This window comes from Acidothermus cellulolyticus 11B (assembly GCF_000015025.1).
Lineage (GTDB): Bacteria > Actinomycetota > Actinomycetes > Acidothermales > Acidothermaceae > Acidothermus > Acidothermus cellulolyticus.
Genome location: NC_008578.1, coordinates 488,556 through 505,884 on the forward strand (window position 1 = coordinate 488,556; position 17,329 = coordinate 505,884).

Annotated in this window: 15 protein-coding genes; 11 read left to right on the plus strand and 4 right to left on the minus strand. The window is 70.1% G+C overall.

Features of this window, described 5'->3' with window-relative positions:
- Positions 1 to 12: 12 nt before the first annotated feature.
- Positions 13 to 1,185 (minus strand): 2-phospho-L-lactate transferase, encoded by a 1,173-nt coding sequence (cofD, locus tag ACEL_RS02365; protein ID WP_011719292.1) that lies wholly within the window; start codon positions 1,183 to 1,185, stop codon positions 13 to 15.
- Between the two features lie 436 nt (positions 1,186 to 1,621).
- Between cofD and ACEL_RS02370 the strand changes: the two genes are divergently transcribed.
- From ACEL_RS02370 to ACEL_RS02390, 5 genes are all read left to right on the plus strand, one after another.
- A complete protein-coding gene (locus tag ACEL_RS02370) occupies positions 1,622 to 1,852 on the plus strand; it encodes a WhiB family transcriptional regulator (RefSeq protein WP_041835269.1) in 231 nt (76 codons plus the stop codon).
- Positions 1,853 to 2,157: 305 nt separating this feature from the next.
- Positions 2,158 to 3,351, plus strand: a complete 1,194-nt coding sequence (locus ACEL_RS02375; protein WP_011719295.1) for an MFS transporter — start codon at positions 2,158 to 2,160, stop codon at positions 3,349 to 3,351.
- Between the two features lie 67 nt (positions 3,352 to 3,418).
- Positions 3,419 to 4,318 (plus strand): SGNH/GDSL hydrolase family protein, encoded by a 900-nt coding sequence (locus ACEL_RS02380; RefSeq protein ID WP_011719296.1) that lies wholly within the window; start codon positions 3,419 to 3,421, stop codon positions 4,316 to 4,318.
- Between the two features lie 213 nt (positions 4,319 to 4,531).
- On the plus strand, positions 4,532 to 7,669 hold the full coding sequence (locus ACEL_RS02385) for a glycosyltransferase family 2 protein (protein WP_011719297.1): 3,138 nt from the start codon (positions 4,532 to 4,534) through the stop codon (positions 7,667 to 7,669).
- Positions 7,666 to 9,207: a DUF5719 family protein gene (locus tag ACEL_RS02390; protein ID WP_011719298.1), complete on the plus strand. Its 1,542-nt coding sequence runs from the start codon at positions 7,666 to 7,668 to the stop codon at positions 9,205 to 9,207. The genes ACEL_RS02385 and ACEL_RS02390 overlap by 4 nt, the downstream gene beginning before the upstream one ends.
- A gap of 19 nt (positions 9,208 to 9,226) precedes the next feature.
- Here ACEL_RS02390 and ACEL_RS02395 read toward each other — a convergent pair whose 3' ends face one another.
- A complete protein-coding gene (locus tag ACEL_RS02395) occupies positions 9,227 to 9,616 on the minus strand; it encodes a metallopeptidase family protein (RefSeq protein ID WP_041834890.1) in 390 nt (129 codons plus the stop codon).
- A gap of 116 nt (positions 9,617 to 9,732) precedes the next feature.
- Between ACEL_RS02395 and ACEL_RS02400 the strand changes: the two genes are divergently transcribed.
- From ACEL_RS02400 to ahcY, 6 genes are all read left to right on the plus strand, one after another.
- Positions 9,733 to 10,086, plus strand: a complete 354-nt coding sequence (locus tag ACEL_RS02400; RefSeq protein WP_011719300.1) for a DUF3499 domain-containing protein — start codon at positions 9,733 to 9,735, stop codon at positions 10,084 to 10,086.
- 260 nt (positions 10,087 to 10,346) lie between these two features.
- Positions 10,347 to 10,691 (plus strand): hypothetical protein, encoded by a 345-nt coding sequence (locus tag ACEL_RS02405; RefSeq protein ID WP_148204505.1) that lies wholly within the window; start codon positions 10,347 to 10,349, stop codon positions 10,689 to 10,691.
- A gap of 282 nt (positions 10,692 to 10,973) precedes the next feature.
- Complete coding sequence (locus ACEL_RS02410) at positions 10,974 to 12,338, plus strand: phosphomannomutase/phosphoglucomutase (protein WP_011719302.1); 1,365 nt, start codon at positions 10,974 to 10,976, stop codon at positions 12,336 to 12,338.
- A complete protein-coding gene (locus ACEL_RS02415; RefSeq protein WP_041834892.1) occupies positions 12,338 to 12,568 on the plus strand; it encodes a Trm112 family protein in 231 nt (76 codons plus the stop codon). Before ACEL_RS02410 ends, ACEL_RS02415 begins: the two co-directional genes overlap by 1 nt.
- 7 nt (positions 12,569 to 12,575) lie before the next feature.
- Positions 12,576 to 13,739 (plus strand): SIS domain-containing protein, encoded by a 1,164-nt coding sequence (locus tag ACEL_RS02420; RefSeq protein WP_011719304.1) that lies wholly within the window; start codon positions 12,576 to 12,578, stop codon positions 13,737 to 13,739.
- 182 nt (positions 13,740 to 13,921) lie between these two features.
- Positions 13,922 to 15,352, plus strand: coding sequence for an adenosylhomocysteinase (ahcY, locus tag ACEL_RS02425; protein WP_011719305.1), 1,431 nt, complete (start codon positions 13,922 to 13,924; stop codon positions 15,350 to 15,352).
- Positions 15,353 to 15,361: 9 nt separating this feature from the next.
- Here ahcY and ACEL_RS02430 read toward each other — a convergent pair whose 3' ends face one another.
- Both ACEL_RS02430 and ACEL_RS02435 read right to left on the minus strand, forming a co-directional pair.
- Positions 15,362 to 15,853, minus strand: a complete 492-nt coding sequence (locus ACEL_RS02430; protein ID WP_011719306.1) for a tRNA (cytidine(34)-2'-O)-methyltransferase — start codon at positions 15,851 to 15,853, stop codon at positions 15,362 to 15,364.
- Positions 15,854 to 15,946: 93 nt separating this feature from the next.
- The gene (locus ACEL_RS02435) at positions 15,947 to 17,182 is read right to left on the minus strand and encodes a zinc-dependent metalloprotease (protein WP_011719307.1); all 1,236 of its coding nucleotides are present in this window, start codon (positions 17,180 to 17,182) and stop codon (positions 15,947 to 15,949) included.
- Positions 17,183 to 17,329: the final 147 nt, after the last annotated feature.

The window sequence follows — 17,329 nt, forward strand, 5'->3', positions numbered from 1 at the left end:
GGCGCGCCGCGCTCACCGACCTCGGGGCTCGGTCTTAGCCCGGCGCGCCGCGATCTGCCGAGCGAGGTCGAGCGCGTCGGCCGCGATCGCCGCCGCCGCCCGGACGTCGGTCATCAGCAGCGGCCGGGCCCGCACCTCGATGCCCGGGACGCGCGTTGCGGCGTCCGCGGTGTCGACCAGCCAGCCGTCAAGCAATTCCGGGCCGTACCACGCCGCGACCGCCTCGGCCGTCGTCGCCACACCAATGGCGGTCAAGCACACGTCCGCCATGCCGCGGACCGGTGCACCGCCGATGATCGGTGAGACGCCGACCACCGGCGCGGGCGTCGCGATCAGCGCCTCCCGGATACCGGGCACGGCCAGGATCGTGCCGATGCTCACCACCGGGTTCGACGGTGCGAGCAGGACGGCGTCCGCGGCGGCGATCGCTTCGAGGACTCCGGGGGCGGGCCGGGCGTGCTCGGCCCCGACCGCGACGAACCGGATCGGTACGGGATCCGCGTGCAGCCGTATCCACCACTCCTGGAAGTGCACGAGCTCCCGGAAGCCGGGCAGCTCCACGTGCGTCTCCACCGGATCGTCCGACATCGGCAGGAGCCGTACCCCGAGGTGCCAGCGAGCCGTCAACGCCGCGGTCACGTCGGACAATGACCGGCCTTCGGCAAGCCACTGGGTGCGCAGCAGATGCGTGGCAAGATCGCGATCGCCGAGGGTGAACCAGGGAGCGCCGGCGCCGTACGCCGCCAGCTCCTCGCGCACCGTGAAGGTCTCATTGGCCCGACCCCACCCCTGACCCTCGTGCACCACGCCGCCCAGCGTGTACATCACGGTGTCCAGGTCGGGGCAGATCCGCAGGCCATGCAGGGTGATGTCGTCGCCGGTGTTGCCGATCACGGTGATCTCGGCTTGGGTGGTGAGGCCGGTGCGAGGTGCCTGGGGGTTTGTAGCGGCGCGGGGCGCATGGAGGTCGGGGACGGCGCGGGGCGCATGGGTGGGGACGCGTGCTGCGCGGTCGGCTTCGGGGGCCAGTGCCGCCCGCAGCCCCCGGGTGAATCTGGCGCCACCTACGCCGCCGGCCAGGACGACGACGCGGAGCCGGCCGTCGTCCGGCGTTGCCGGAGCCGCACCGGCCGGCCTTTCCGGCGCTCTGTCGTCCGCCGCGCGCGGATTTCCGCCGTCTGGCATGGGTCCGTCCGGCTGTTCGGGGCCAGGTTGCCTGCTTCGGTTCTTGACGTCTGTCATCGACACGATGCTCGCAGGACCGCCGGCCGGCCGCCGCCGAGGCTGGGAGACCGGCCGGCCGTCGTCGAGGCCGGGAGACCGGCCGGATGGCAGACGTCGAGGCCGGATCGCGGCGACTGCTTGATCGACGGGAAGGCTCGTGCCAGGCTGCTTGATCGTCTTCTACGGCGGGTCGCCGGACCGAATACCATGATTCGGCTTGACGAACCGGTAATGACGCGCGTGTAATTCCAGATATGTTCTTCCTCCGCGGTGGGGTGGGGGAGGGTCAGGGTCGAGGAGGTGCGCGGTGACCGGTATCTCAGTCCATGGGATGGTCGACACCGAGGTCAATCCGTGGCACGACATCATCGCTGGTCTGGCCGAACTGCGGAACCGCATGGACGATGAGCTGCGGTGGCAGGAGCAGGCGCTGTGCGCGCAGACCGATCCGGAAGCCTTCTTTCCTGAGAAGGGGGGCTCAACGCGCGAAGCCAAGCGCATCTGCGCATCCTGCCCGGTGCGGATCGAGTGCTTGGAGTATGCCCTCGCGCACGACGAACGGTTCGGCATCTGGGGCGGACTCTCCGAGCGGGAACGCCGTCGGCTCAAGCGCCGCCGGGTAGGCTGACCTCTCCCCCTACGGGCACGCCGTGTACGGGCGCGGCGCCGGGGCCGGGCTGACCCCGCTGCGGCTCGACTGACCTCCCCGCGCTGATGGGCTCGGAACCGGGCTGACCCGACCCGTGGAACACCCACGACGCATCCCGGCGACCTACCTCTCAGCCGGCGTCGTCCATCCCGGCCAGGCGCCGGCTCCCCGCATCACGTGCGCTCCTTGACGGCGGTCTGCGGCGTCTTTTACTTTGGAAACCACGGCTCTTTATCGATACAAGAGGGTGAGGTACCGGTCGGTACCCACGATCACCGCCGAAAGTGAGACGCACGTTGTCGACGTATCGCGATCTACTGCGTACGCCGTCCGTGCTCTGGCTCCTCGGCACCTCCATCCTCGGCCGGTTCAACCAGGGAATGGTCGGTCTCGCGCTGCTCCTGCTTGTCACCGAGCACGCGAGCTATGCGATCGCCGGCGCGGTCTCGGCCTGCTATCTCGCCGGTTCCTTCGTCGCCGGGCCGGCGCTCGCTCGTCTCGCTGACGACCGTGGACGCCGTCCGGTGCTCGCCGTCAGCGCGGTTCTCTTCGGTATCGCGATGATCACACTGGCGGTCGTGCCGCCGCGGCCCGCACTGCTCTGCGTCGTCGCGGCCGTCGCCGGACTCTGCGTGCCGCCCGTGACCGCCTCGATCCGCGCCGTGCTGCCGGCGCTGGTCACCCCGGAGCAGCGCCGCAGCGTGTTCGCGCTCGAATCCACCATCCAGGAACTGATCTTCATCCTCGGTCCGCCGACGACCGCCATGCTGGCAACGGCCGGCGGACCCCGGCTGGCCGTCGCTGCGGCCGGCCTCCTCGTGCTTGTCGGCACCCTCGGTTTCGTGAAGGACCCGGCAGCGGACGCCGGGCGGCACCCCACCGAGCGGCAGGCAGCCGGGGGAGTGCTGCGCGTCTCCGGCATCCCCGGTGTCATTGCCGCCGGCACCGCCCTTGTCGCGGCGTTTCAGGCCGAGACGGTCGGCGTCGTCGAATTGATCAGCGGCCGTCATGCCTCGGCCAACGCGGCCTACACCCTTGCGGTGGTCAGTCTCGGATCGATGATTGGCGGCCTCTTCTACGGGACCCGCCATCGGCACCGAGCCGAGCTGCGGCACCTGCTCGCACTGGTCGCGGCAGGGCTCGCCCTGGTGCTGATCGCGCCCAACCGTCTGGTGCTGACGGTCCTGCTCTTCTGCTGGGGGCTCACCATCGCCCCAGCCCTCTCCCGGCTCTTCGAGCGGCTCGCCGCCCTTGCTCCGGCGGCGGCGCGCACGGAGGCTTTCGGGTGGATGGGCAGCGGCCTGACCGTCGGTGCCGCGCTCGGTTCCGCGCTCGGTGGGATCGTCGTCGCGGCGGCCGGGGGACGTGCGTCCATCGGCCTCGCCGTCGCTTTCATTGCGCTCTCCGCCGCGATCTGCGAACCGTGGCCGCGGCGGCGCCTGATGGGGCAACTGCGCGCCGCGTTCCGGCGTCCCTAGACCGAAGCCGGGCACCAGGACCGTGGCGTCACGAGGTGTCCGGACGCGGTGAGCCGGGAGGGACGGCGTGCGAATCGGTACCATCACCCGACCCGGAGTGCCGTGGCGGCTGGGCGTCACCCTGATCGCCGTCGGCGGCGTCCTCGGATCGGCCGCTGCGTGCAGCCGGGTCGTCCCCGCGTCGGTGGTCGTACACCGCTCGCCGGCGGCGTCCGCTGATCTCAGCTCGTCGCCTGCCAGGTCGCCGATCCCGACACCCTCTGTGGCCGTGCCGTCCCCGCCAGGGTCGACCGAGTCGGACGGCGCACCGGTGCGTCCGGTCAGTCTGCCGGCGACCATCGTGGAAATCGGCGATTCCCTCGGCATCGACCTGGGATATGGCTTGCGTGACGTCTTGGCGGAAACCCCCGGTATCACGCTGATTCCGGCGGCGTACGGAAGCAGCGGTCTGGTGCGGCCGGAATTCTACGACTGGCAGACGCATCTGCAGGAATTGCTGAATCGCTATCAGCCCGATCTCGTCATTGTTTTTCTCGGCGCTAATGACGTACAGAATTTCTTCGCCGACGGCCGGTACGAGAAATTCGGCACACCGGAGTGGCGCACGGTGTACGCCGCACGGGTCGGGGCGCTGATGGACGAAGCGGTCGCCGGCGGGGCGCAGGTGCTCTGGGTCGGCATGCCGGCGATGCGCGACCCCGCATTCGATTTTGCGATGAGCGAGCTGGACGGGATTTTCCGGCAGGAGGCGGCAGGCCGCGCCGGTGTCCGGTATTTCGCCAGCCGGCCGGTGCTCGCCGGCCCGGACGGTGGTTACGCCGCGTCGGTCACGACGAGCAGCGGCCGGCGGGTCGTGGCCCGGGCGCCGGACGGCGTCCACATCACGTTCGGGACGCCGGAGAGCGGGGCGACGCTCCTCGCCCAGGCCGTCGTCGGCGCACTGCACGCCGCCTTCGGGCTCCGCTGACCGAGCCGGACGGCGTCCGGCCAACCGCGGCGGATCGGACGGCGTCCGGGCCGCGGTGCGTCGGACCACGCGCCGGACGGCCTCCAGCCGGGCCGCGGCGGTCGGACCCGAGCCGCGGCGGCCAGCCCTGGGCCGGCGCTGGGGCGCTCCCGATCGGCACCCTTCGTCGCGTAGGGTAAGGCGGGTCCGAGGCCCGACGAGAGTCCCGAGCTGATGACGAACCGACGTCCGTATCTCCCGCATCCGCGGCACGTCGTGACGGCGATCCTCGTCGCCCACGACGGCGGTCGGTGGCTGCCCACCACGCTGCAAGCGGTGAAGATGCAGCGGCGGCCGGTGCAACGCTTCGTCGCCGTGGACACCGGTAGCCGCGACGACACCCGCCAACTCCTCGAGGAATCGGTCGGGGCGGCCAGCGTCCTCTCCGCGCCGCGGACCGTCGGTTTCGGGGACGCCGTCCACCAGGCCGTCGCCGCGTTCGCCGGTGTGCCCGGCTGGGCGGCGAGTCAGACGGACGCCGGATCCCCCGTCGAGTGGCTCTGGCTCCTGCACGACGACTCGGCACCCGATCCAGCCGCTCTGGACGCGATGCTTGCCCTTGCCGACGAGATGCCGTCCGCCGCGGTCATCGGGCCGAAGATCGTCGACTGGGAGCGGCCCGGGGTGCTCCGGGAGGTCGGCTTCACCGTCGACCGAGGCGGCCATCGCCAGACCGGATTGGAACCCGACGAGCTCGATCACGGCCAGCATGACGGCGACCGCGACGTCTTCGCGGTCAGCAGCGCCGGCATGCTGATCCGGCGGGATCTGTGGGACCTGCTTGGCGGTTTTGACCGGAACTTTCCGCTGCTGCGCGACGATCTCGACTTCTGCTGGCGGGCGCACCTCGCCGGCGAGCGGGTCGTCGTCTGCACGCGTGCCGTCGTCCGGCACGCTCGGGCGGCGACCAGCGGCTACCGGCGGGTGAGCTGTACGCCGCCGGGGGCTCGGCGTTCGGTGTCGCTGCGCCGCCTCGACCGGCAAGCCGCCCTGTTCGCCTGGCTCGCCAACTGCAGCCGGAGCAGCTTTCCGCTGGTGGCGGTTCGGCTGGCCCTGGCCGCCCTGCTCCGCGCGCTTGCGTTCGTCGCCGCGAAGAGCGTGGACCGGGCCGTCTCGGAGCTCGCGGCGGCTGCGGCGGTCTTCGGCCGGCCCGGCCGGTTGCTGGCGGCCCGGCGGCAACGACGTCCATTCCGGCGGGTGCCGTACTCGGAGGTCCGGGCCCTGCTGGCCCCGCGCGGGTCGCGGCTGCGGCAGGTCATCGACCAGTGGACGGCGGCGTCCGCGCCCGACGACAGGCGCCGCAGCCTGCGGCGGCTGCTCACCAACCCCGGGGTGCTGCTGGCCGTCGGCCTGCTCGCGGTCACGCTTGCCGCCGAGCGCACGGTGCTTACCACCCAGCTCTGGGGCGGAGCCCTGCTGCCCGCGCCCGCCGGGGCGGGCGACCTGTGGCAGCGGTACGTCGAGAGCTGGCATGCCACCGGGTACGGCAGTGCAGCGCCCGCTCCGCCGTACCTCGCGGTGCTGGCGTTCCTGGGCAGCCTGCTCGTCGGCAACGCCCGGTTCGCCGTCGCGATCCTCCTGCTTGGAGCCGCCCCGCTTGCCGGGCTGGTCGCGTATCGGTCCAGCCGCTGGGCGTTCACCTCGCCGCGGCTGCGGGTGACCGCCGGGGCGCTGTACGGCCTGGCTCCGGTGGTCACCGGGGCGGTGAGCACGGGACGGCTCGGGGTCGCCGTCGCGGCCATCGTCCTGCCGGCGCTGCTCGTCCAACTGGCCCGGGCGTTGGTGCCGGAACAGCTGCTTGCGGTCCCCGCCGGCGTCCGGCATGGACGGCGACCGGCGTCCGTGCGGCACGCGTGGGCTGCCGGCTTGCTGCTCGCCGTCCTGACCGCGTTTGACCCCGCGGGGTATCTCCTCACCGCCGCCTTGTTGGTCATCGCTCTTGTCATCGCACTGGTACGTCGGCAGGTCGGCGAGGCGGCACGCTGCGTCTTGATCGCGGGCATTCCGGCCCTGCTTCTCGTTCCGTGGACCGGCTGGCTCTGGTCGCACCCGGCCCTGTTTGTCACCGGCCTGGGCCAGGTGGCTCAGGCACTGCAGGATTCCAACCTCCACCCGGTTGACCTGGTGCTCGCACATCCGGGCGGGCCGGGGTCGCCGCCGTACTGGTTGATGGCGGGGGTGGCGGCTGCCGCGCTCTTCGGCCTGTTCCGCAGCCGCACGGCGCTTCTCGGCTGGCTGCTGGCGGCGGTCGGGGTCGCCGGCGGCCTGGTCGTCACCCGGGTGCACGTTGTCCCCGTCGCCGAGCCGGGCGGCAGTGCGGTCGCCGGGTGGCCGGGGGCGGCGACGGCGTTCGTCGCGGCCGGGCTCGCGCTGGCCGCCGCCGGTGGCTTGGCCGGCCTGCGGGGTTGGCTGCGCCGGTCCAGCTTTGGCCTGCGGCACCCTGCGACGCTGCTCCTCGCCGCCGCCGTCCTTGCCACGCCGCTCGTCGCGGCGGGAACCTGGATTGCGCGCGGCACCGGACACCTGCTGCGGACCGGGTCGGCCGACATCCTGCCGATCTTCGTCACCGATCCGACGACCGTGCACGGGCAACCGCGCACGGTCATCCTCCGGCCTGCGGGGAACAGCGTCCGCTACACCGTGTTGCGGGACCGGTCGCCCGAACTGGGGGACGCCGACCTGCCGCCGAGCCCCGCGCAGGTTGCCGCGGTGGGCAGTGCGGTCGGCGACCTGGCAAGCGGGCTCGGCGGGCCGGCCGCCGACGCGCTTGCCCGCACGGGTGTGCGGTTCGTGCTCATCCCGGCGTCGGCGCAGCGGCTGGACCAGACCATCGCCGCCGCCGGCGGGTTGCTGCGCCGCGGCACGGTGGGCGGCTGGCAGGTCTGGGAGATCACCCCGGGCGGCGCCAGGCTTGCGATCACTGACGGCACCGCGTGGCAACCGGTGACGGCCGGCGGTGTCGGGTGGAACGCAGCTCCGGTGATGGTGAGTTCCGGTTCGCCGTCCCGGTTGCTCGTGCTCGCTGAGGCAGCCTCGCCGCGGTGGCGCGCTGTTCTCGGCAGCCCGGGGAGCACCGTGCCGCTCGCGCCGGTGAATTATCAGGGCTGGCAGGCGTTCCGTCTGCCGGCCACCGGCGGGGAGGTTCGGGTCTACCGCGTTCCGGACCGCCGCAGCACGTGGCTGACCGTGGAGCTTGCCGCGACGGCGATCGTGATCTTCATCGCGCTGCCGGGCGCCCCGCGGCGTCGCGCCACCGCCGCGCCCGCCGCAACGCCGTCCGAGGCCCGTGTCCCCGTTGGAGCTGCGCCATGAGTCGGATGTCGCAGCTGCGCCGGCACATTGCCCCGGTTGCGCTCATTGTCGCGGTAGCCGGATCGGTCGCCTGGGCGACGGTGAATCGCGCGCCGGCGCAGCGATCCGCAACCGCCGCAGCGGTCACCGTGCCGCGGCCCTCGGAGACCCTGATCTGCCCGGACGCCGGCGGGACGTTTCCGCCGGGCGTCACCCGGGTGGCCTACGCCAATGCGGGTCCGGACGACGGCCAGCTCGCGGTCGGTCCGCTGGACCCCGTCCACCCGCCCGTCCCCGCGGCCGTGCAGCCGGACCGCGCCTGGGTGATCGACGGGCCGGCGAAGACCGGTCCGCTGGTGCTCGACGTCCGCGGCTCGCTTGTCGGCACCCTCGCGGCCATGCAATTCGCCCGGCGGATCATCGGCAGCGGGGCGGTGCAGCTCGCTACCGCGCCCTGCGAAGCCCCGGTCACCGATGCCTGGTTCATCGGCGCGTCGACCCGTGCGGGCGCGCAGCTGCGGCTGGTGCTTGACAATCCGGACGACGTGCCCGCGACCGTCGACCTTGACCTATACAGCGATCAAGATGTGCCGACGTCGTCCCGGGGCATCCGCGTCCCCGGCCGCGCGCAGACCGCGCTCGCCATTGACCAGCTCCTGCCCGGCGCCAATCTTGTGGCGGTTCATGTCACGGTGCGAAGCGGGCGGGTCGTTCCCGGGTTGTTCACCCAGGTGATGGCCGGCCAGATACCGCTGGGCACCGCGTGGCTGCCGCGGGCGGACGGCCCGGCCACGACGCTCACGGTTCCCGGATTTCTGGGCGGGGACGGCGGCCGCACCCTGTTTCTCACCAATCCCGGGGACATCGACGCCACGGTGTCGCTGCGGGTGACAAGTCCGGACGGTTCGTTCACCCCAACCGGCTACGACCAGGTCACCGTGCCGGCCGGGCAGATCACCGCGGTCGATCTGCGGCCTGTGCTCCGGGGCGCCGACGCCGCGGTGACGATCACCTCTGATCAACCGCTCGTTGCCGGCGGATCGGTCGCGCTGCCGCAGAGCGCGGTCAGCGCGTCAGACTTGGCGTTTCTGGCCGCCGTCCCACCTCTCGGCACGGAGACTGTCGTCCCAGGCGGCGAGACCCAGCCGGGACGACGCACGCTCCTGATCTTCTCGGCGCCAGCCGGTGACGCGACCGTGCGGCTGACCGTGCTCCCGGGCGGCGGCAGCGCACCGTCCCCGGGGGCCGGGGCGGCATCGCCGGGCGCAGGGACCGCCTCGGGCGCAGGGACCGCCTTGGGTGGCGGCACGACCGCCTCGAACGTGGTCACCGTGCCGGTCCCGGCCGGGACGACGAAGGTAGTCGATCTTGGTTCGATCACCAAGGACATCGCCCCCGGTGTCGATGTCGTCGCGACCGGAGGTCCGGTGTATGCGGCGTGGGTGCTGGAAGAGAGCGGCCACGCCGGCGGCGGGATCTCCGCCATGCCGCTGCGGACGCCGGACCGGCTCCTCACCCGCCCGCCGGTCGTCCCCGACCTCACCGCGGGGTTGCCGTGACCCTGCGCCGCCCTACCCGCTACTCCTCGTCCGACCAGCCGTAATCGGGGTCCACCGTCTGCGGGTCCAGTCCGAGCAGGTCGGCGACCTGTTCGACAACCACGTCGTGAACGAGATCGCCGAGTTCGCCGAGGTCGGTGGCCCGGGCCTCGACAGGACGGCGGTAGACCACGATCTGCGCCGGGCGAGAGCCGCGGGCCGGAGTCGCCGTACCAAGCGGGATGGGCTGCCCGGCACGGCGGTCCAGGAGATACGCCGGGGGCACATCCTCGACCGCGATCTGGACGTTCTCCAACTGTGCCGCCCACCGCGTCTCCAGGTGGGCGATGGCATCCATGACGAGATCGTCAAAGACCTCGGCGCGGGTCCGGGAGATCGGGACGGACGGCGGCGCGAGCGGTCCGCGCATTCCGCGGCCATGGCGATCCCGATGGGGGGTCACGGCGTCTGACTGTACGCATGTTTGGCGGCTCACGGTGGGTCATTCGCAGGTGGCGGGCGTCGGAGCGACTAGCCTTCGCGAACGTGAGCCCACTTCGTCGCTGTTGTCGCGCCGCATGTGGTCAGCCGGCGGTGGCGACCTTGACTTACGTGTACGCCGATTCGACCGCCGTGCTCGGCCCGTTGGCGACCTACGCCGAACCGCACTCCTACGACCTGTGCAGCAAGCATTCGGCCCGGCTCACCGCACCCCTGGGTTGGGAGATCATTCGACTGGAGATCAGCGAGCCGCCTGCACCAGGACCCGACGATCTCGTGGCGTTGGCCGATGCGATCCGCGAGGCTGGCCGGCAACCGGCGGGCGGGGTGGACGACGACCAGAGCCGATCACAGGGTCGACGCGGCCACTTGCGTGTCCTGCGCTCCCCGGAGGCGTGATATTTGCTCTCGTTGACGCCGGCCGGCCCTGTCGCCGGCTCACCCGGTTGCCGGCTCCCTGTCGTCGGCTGCCTCGCGACGTCATGCGTTACGAACTGAAACGTATGTCCGATTTGTCATAGACACGCCCGATGCTACAGGCTCCCGGGTGTTGCGCCGATAGGGGGAAAGTCACCCGGTTGGCTGCCCCCCAATTGGGTGGCGGTTGGGTCCGGACCAACGACAGCACACGCCCCGCGCAGTCAGAGAAGGAGATGGCTGTGGCCGAGAGTCTGGATCAAATCGTCACCGCCCAGGGACCGGCTGCGGTCGCCGAGGGTCACCCGACGCCGGCGAAGCGGCGCGCTCGGCGAAGTCCGCGTCGTTCCCGCCACGCGGAGAATCAGCTCCGCGGTCCCTCGTCCCTGGCCTGTCCAGAAGCCCGGTGGTTGAGCCGGTGTCACTACTGCGCCGATCCGCACATCACCTCGATCGAGATGACGCTCACGGATGGGTCCCAGGTGCGCTTTGGGTCATGCCATCGCTGTGAACGGCATTGGTGGGAGCAGGACGGCCGATTGCTCTCCTTCGAACACGTGATTGCCAAGACCCGTAAGATCGCTTAGTGCTCGGCGGAACCACGGGAGGGCGGCCTGCGTCGTCCTGGCCGCCAGAGACCCGCCTTCGCCGGCGTGACCGGGGGAGACCGGCGTTCGCCGGCGTGACCGCCGGCCGCTCACAGACCGGCGTTCGCCGGCGTGACCGCCGGACCGGCCAGGTCCAGCGCGGCCTCTGCGTCCGGGTCGGGGCGGGCTTCCGGGTAGGCTGCGGTTCGCGGAAAATGCGGCTCGTGGCGTCGGGCGGCGTACCGCGCCGTAACCCAAACAACCGGGCGGAGGGCAGATTCGGTGCGCGACCTCTCGGCCATTTTCAAGGCGTACGACATCCGCGGAGTGGTTCCGGACGAGCTCGACCCGGACGTCGTCCGGGACATCGGTGCGGCCTTCGCGATTTTCACCGGTGCGCCCCAGCTCGTCGTGGCACACGACATGCGGGAGTCGTCCCCCGTGCTGGTGGAGGCTTTTGCTGAGGGGGCGACGGCACAAGGCGCGGACGTGGTCAACGCGGGGCTCGCCAGCACGGACATGCTGTATTTCGCCTCGGGCCGCTGGGACATGCCGGGGGCGATGTTCACCGCAAGTCACAATCCTGCGAAGTACAACGGCATCAAACTCTGTCTCGCCGGCGCCCGGCCGGTCGGGCAGGAGACCGGACTCGCGGACATTCGCCGCCTGGTGGAGAACGGAATTCCGCCCGGCAACCGGCCGCGCGGTGCGGTGTCCCGCCGGGACGCGGTGCGCGAATACGCGGCGTTTCTCCGCGGACTCGTTGACTTGTCGCATATTCGGCCGCTCACCGTCGTGGTGGACGCCGGCAATGGAATGGCGGGGTACACGGTGCCGCACGTCCTCGCCGATTGCCCGGTCACCGTCGTGCCGATGTATTTCGAGCTGGACGGCAATTTCCCGAATCACGAAGCAAACCCGATCGTTCCGGAGAACACCGCCGAATTGCGCGCGCGGGTTCGGGAGATGGGCGCTGACCTTGGACTGGCTTTCGACGGGGACGCCGACCGGTGCTTTGTCATCGACGAGCGGGGCGAGGTGGTATCCCCCTCGGCTATCACGGCGTTGGTGGCCGTTCGTGAATTGCGTCGCGCCCCCGGTTCAGCGATCATTCACAATCTCATCACCTCAAAAGCTGTTCCGGAAATCGTGCGGGAACACGGCGGGACGCCGATCCGCAGCCGGGTGGGTCATTCATTCATCAAGGCGCTGATGGCCGAAACCAACGCCGTCTTCGGCGGCGAGCACTCTGGCCATTTCTATTTCCGCGATTTCTGGCGGGCGGACTCCGGAATGCTAGCCGCCCTGCACGTTCTCGCCGCCCTTGGTGAAACGCCGCCGGGAACGCGGTGTTCGGAGCTGATGGCTGAATTCACCCGTTACGTCGCCTCCGGTGAAATCAACACCACGGTGCGGGACCAGGCAGGCGCGATCGCGCGGGTCAAGGCGGCGTACGCCGACCGGCCCGGCATCACCATCGACGAGCTGGACGGCCTCACGGTCACGGCGCCGAGCTGGTGGTTCAATGTCCGGCCGTCGAACACCGAGCCGCTGCTCCGGCTGAATGTCGAGGCGGACGATCGGGCCACCATGGAGCGGGTCCGCGATGAGGTGCTCGCGTGCATCCGGGACGATGGGAGGCCGTGATGACCCAGGACCAGAGTTCCGCAGCGGCGATCGACCCGGCTCTGCTCGACATCCTCGCCTGTCCGGCGTGCCGCTCCGCCCTCCAGGTGCGCACCGGGGAAAAGCCTGCCGGCGGTGCGGCGTCGGGTGAACTCGTCTGCACGAATACCGATTGCCGGCGGGCGTATCCGATCCGGGAGGGCATCCCTATTTTGCTCATCGACGAATCGCGCGTGTTGCCTGCTGAGTGAATTGTCGATGGAGTTCTCGTTCAACGAAGCTGTTCTCGACGATCCCGACGCATTGGCCGCCGGCGATCCCTCCGACATGTTGCGGGCGGTGGCGACGTCCGGCGCGCAGATTCGCGAAATGACGACCTACACCGCCGAAGCGGGAATTGAGGTCCTGGCCGAGGACCGGCCGCGTGCGGTCATTCTCTCCGCGGTCGGCTCGAGCGCCGCGGCGTGCGAAGTCCTGCGCGCGCTCGTCGGCGACGACGTGCACCTGCCGCTGATTGACGTTCCGGGGCCGGTGTTGCCGCGGTGGGTCGGACCGCTCGATCTCGTCATTGCGGTCTCCCGATCCGGGACGGCGCAACCAACGCTCTCGGTTGTCGCCGAGGCGGGACGCCGGGGGTGCCGCGTCGTCACGGTCGCTGCGCCGGGTTCGCCGCTGGCGCATGCGTGCGACCGCGTTCACGGCCTGCATATTCCGGCCGATCGTGCCGCACGGCACACCCGAGCGAGTCTGTGGGCGCTCGTCACGCCGCTCCTCGCCATCGCGGATCTGCTGGGACTGGCGGTTGTTCCCGCCGAGGAACTCGCGCTCGCCGCGGACCGCCTCGACAAAGTGGCGGAAACGTGCCGCCCGAGCAGCGAATCGTTTGTCAACCCAGCCAAGCAGCTGGCGCTGGAAATCGCCGGGAGCATTCCGGTCATCTGGGGGGCGGGCCAGCTTTGCCGAACCGCAGCGAAAAGGTTTGCCCGCCAACTGCACGCCAACGCCAAATACCCGGCACTGGACGGCGGTTTACAGGAGGCGGCGCACGGCAGCGTCGCGCTTTTCGACGGGCCGTTTGCAACGTCGGCGCCGTCTGACATCTTCTGTGACCCGCTCGACTCGGGTAGTGGGCCGCCGTTTCCGCGGCTCCGCGTCGTCCTGCTTCGCGACGCGATGGAATCGCCTCCGGATGCGGCGCTTCGAGCCGCCGCCGAGACGTTGGCGACCGATCGCGGGATCCGGCTCAGCGAGATTCTCGCCGATGCCGGCCAACCGTTGGAGCGGCTCGCGCAATTCATCGCACTGGGCGATTTTGCGAGCATTTACCTGGCGCTCGGGTTGGGTGTCGATCCCGGCGCGACGCCCGCCGTCCTCGAAATGAAAGACCGTGTCTCCCAGCTTTTTCGCGGCATTGACCGCTGATCCGCCGATGCGTCTGGTTCCTTCGCGGCGTTGACCGCTGATCCGGCGTGGCGCCTCAGCGTTCGCAACCGCGGCCGCGGCACGGCGACCGTTGCGGCGTCCCGGTGGTTGCGGGCTGCGACGGGCCGGAACGCCGTCCCGACGAGGCCGTATGCTCAGGATGACCGAGGGGAGGGCGCGTGATGGACTACAAGGTCGCCGACCTGGCGCTGGCCGAGTTCGGGCGCAAAGAGATCCGGCTGGCCGAGCATGAAATGCCGGGCCTCATGGCGCTGCGCCGCCAATACCGGGAGTCTCAGCCGTTGGCCGGCGCGCGGATCACCGGCTCGTTGCACATGACGGTGCAGACCGCGGTCCTCATCGAAACCCTGGTCGACCTCGGGGCACAGGTGCGGTGGGCGAGTTGCAACATCTTCTCCACGCAGGATCACGCCGCCGCCGCCGTTGTTGTCGGACCCGACGGTACGCCGGATCAACCGCGGGGAGTCCCGGTGTTCGCGTGGAAGGGCGAGACCATCGAGGAGTACTGGTGGTGCACGGAACAGGCGTTGCGGTGGCCGGATGGTGACGGTCCGAACATGTTGTTGGACGACGGCGGCGATGCCACGCTCCTCGTGCATAAAGGCGTCGACATGGAGAAGACCGGTGTTGTCCCGGATCCGGACGACGCGGATTCCCCTGACCTTGCCGCGATTTCTCGCCTGCTCCGCCGCTCCTACGCCGAGGATCCCCGCCGCTGGACGACGATCGCGGGCGGAATTCGCGGCGTCACGGAGGAAACGACCACCGGTGTGCATCGACTGCACCAGATGGCCGCCGCCGGCACCCTGCTGTTTCCGGCTATCAACGTCAACGACTCGGTCACGAAGTCGAAATTCGACAACAAGTACGGCTGCCGGCACTCCCTGATCGATGGAATCAACCGCGCGACCGATGTGCTGATCGGCGGCAAACTCGCGGTGGTCTGCGGCTACGGCGACGTCGGCAAGGGGTGTGCGCAAGCGCTTCGCGGTCAAGGCGCCCGCGTGGTCGTCACCGAAATCGACCCCATCTGCGCTCTGCAGGCGGCGATGGACGGCTATCAGGTGACCACGCTCGACGACGTCGTCACCCAGGCGGACATCGTCATCACCGCAACCGGATGTGTCAATGTCGTCACCGTCGACCACTTGTCCCGAATGAAGCATCAGGCCATTGTCGGGAACATCGGTCACTTTGACCACGAGATCGACATGGCGGGACTCGCTGCGGTTCCGGGCATTCGCCGTGTTCCAATTAAACCGCAGGTGGATGAATGGGTGTTCCCGGACGGCCACTCGGTTATCGTGCTGTCGGAAGGGCGGCTGCTGAATCTCGGCAATGCGACCGGTCATCCGAGCTTCGTGATGAGCAATTCCTTTTCGAACCAGGTGCTGGCGCAGATCGAGCTCTTCACCAAGGCCTCGGAATATCCCGTGGGCGTGTACACACTGCCGAAGAAGCTGGACGAAATGGTCGCCCGCCTGCACCTGGACGCGCTCGGCGTGAAACTCACCACCCTCACCCCGCAGCAGGCCGCGTATCTCGGCGTACCAGTGGACGGACCATACAAGCCGGACTCATATCGTTACTAATCATGTCCGTTACGTGAAGAGTGCGTCGCCGACGGGTCCGCCGGCGTGGCGGAACGCGTTCTGCCGCCACGCCTCGTAGACCGCGACCGCGGCGGCGTTCGCCAGGTTGAGCGAACGCCGTCCCGGCAGCATGGGGATGCGGACCCGCTCGGTGATGCGGGGGTCGGTGAGGATCGAATCCGGTAAGCCGGTGCGCTCGGTGCCGAACATCAGCGCGTCGCCGTCCCGGTACTCGACGTCGGTGTACGGACGCTCGGCCCTCCCGGTGAACGCAAAAATCCTGCCGGACGCCAGGACCTCCCAGGCCGCGTCCATGTTCGGGTGGACGACGACGGTGGCGAATTCGTGGTAGTCCAAGCCGGCGCGGCGCAGGCGCGCATCGGACATGTCAAACGCAAGCGGGCCCACCAGGTGCAGCTCGCAGCCCGTCGCCGCGGCCAACCGGATCGCGTTTCCCGTATTCGGCGGAATCCGGGGCTCGACAAAAACCAACCGGAACACCTCTCGTCACGGCCCTCTTCGATTTCGGAGCTGTCGATCAGACGATCCCGGCGGCCGGTCGCCCGTCGCGGGCCGGTCGCCCGTCGTGCGGAATCACTGCTCGTCCAGCCCTTCGACGAACCCGAGCGGATCGGCGAGATCCTCGGCGGTGGGCAACAGGTCGGGATGGCGCCACAGCGCGTCCCGGCCGGCGACTGAACGGGCGTGACGCACCGCAGCCCAGAGCGCTGCGGCGTCCCTGAGCCGGCGCGGCCGAAGTTCCAGGCCGACCAGGGCGGCAAAAGTCTGCTCCGCGGGGCCGCCGGTCGCCCGCCGCCGGCGCACCATTTCGATGAGACCAGCCGCCGCTGGCAGATGCTCGCGGGCCGCCTGGTCGGTGACTTCGTCCACCCAGCCTTCGATCAGCGCAAGCAGCGTTTCCAATCGGTCGAGGGTCGCCTGCTGCGCGGGGGTGCGCTGCGGCTCGAAAAGGCCGCCGATCAGGGCATCCTGCAGGGTCTCCGGATGCGTCGGATCGATGGACTCCATCGCCTGGCGGATCCGTTCGGTGTCAATCGTGATCCCGCGGGCGTACTCCTCGAGGACACCGATCAACCGGGACCGCAGCCATGGCGTGCCGGCGTACAGCCGGTGATACGCGGCCTCCCGTAGGGCGAGGAAAATCCGCACTTCGGTGAGTGGGACGTCCAGACCGGCGGCGAACGCGGCGACCCCGGCGGGGAGGAGGGCGGCCTGTCCGGCTCCGGCGAGAGGGAGACCGACGTCCGTGGAACTGACGACGTCGCGGGCCAGGGCGCCGAGCGCCTGGCCGACCTGACCGCCGTACATCACCCCGCCGACCTGACGCATCATTGCCGCGAGCGGCCCGGTGAGCTGTTGAAGCTGAGCCGGGAGCTCCGCGTCGGGACCGGCCGCCTCTCCGGCGAGCCCCGCGCTCAGCTCGCTGCCGAACGCCTCAACGACCCGGGCTGCGACGGGTTCGACGAGTTCCCGCCACGTCGGCAGGGTTGCTTCGATCCATTCGGCGCGGCTCCAGGCCCGCGCGGCGCGTATCGCCCCGGGCAGTTCGGTGTGCGGCTCCAGCCACAGGTCGGCGAGCCGCAGGCTCTCGGCGACGTCACGCTGGTCGGCTTCGGTGACCGAGACGTCGTCGGCGGCGATAGATTGCCGGGCGACATCCCGCGCGAGATCCCAATTGACCGTCCCGCCGGACCAAGAGAGCAGATCGGCGAATCGGTGCAGGGCGGCACTCAGGTCGGCGGGGGAACCGAAATCGAACCCCGGCTGGTCGTCGTCCGGTTTACCGAAGCCGAACGGGAATTGGGCCATCATGCCACCTCACGGTCGGTTGACGCGTCGAAAGACGAGAACGTCACGAGTGCGTGGATGACAGTTTGGCAACCGTCGGGTGCCGAGGAGTGGGTCGCCGGCTCGGTCTCGGGCAGGATGGAACCCGCGGTACGAGCGATACGAGAT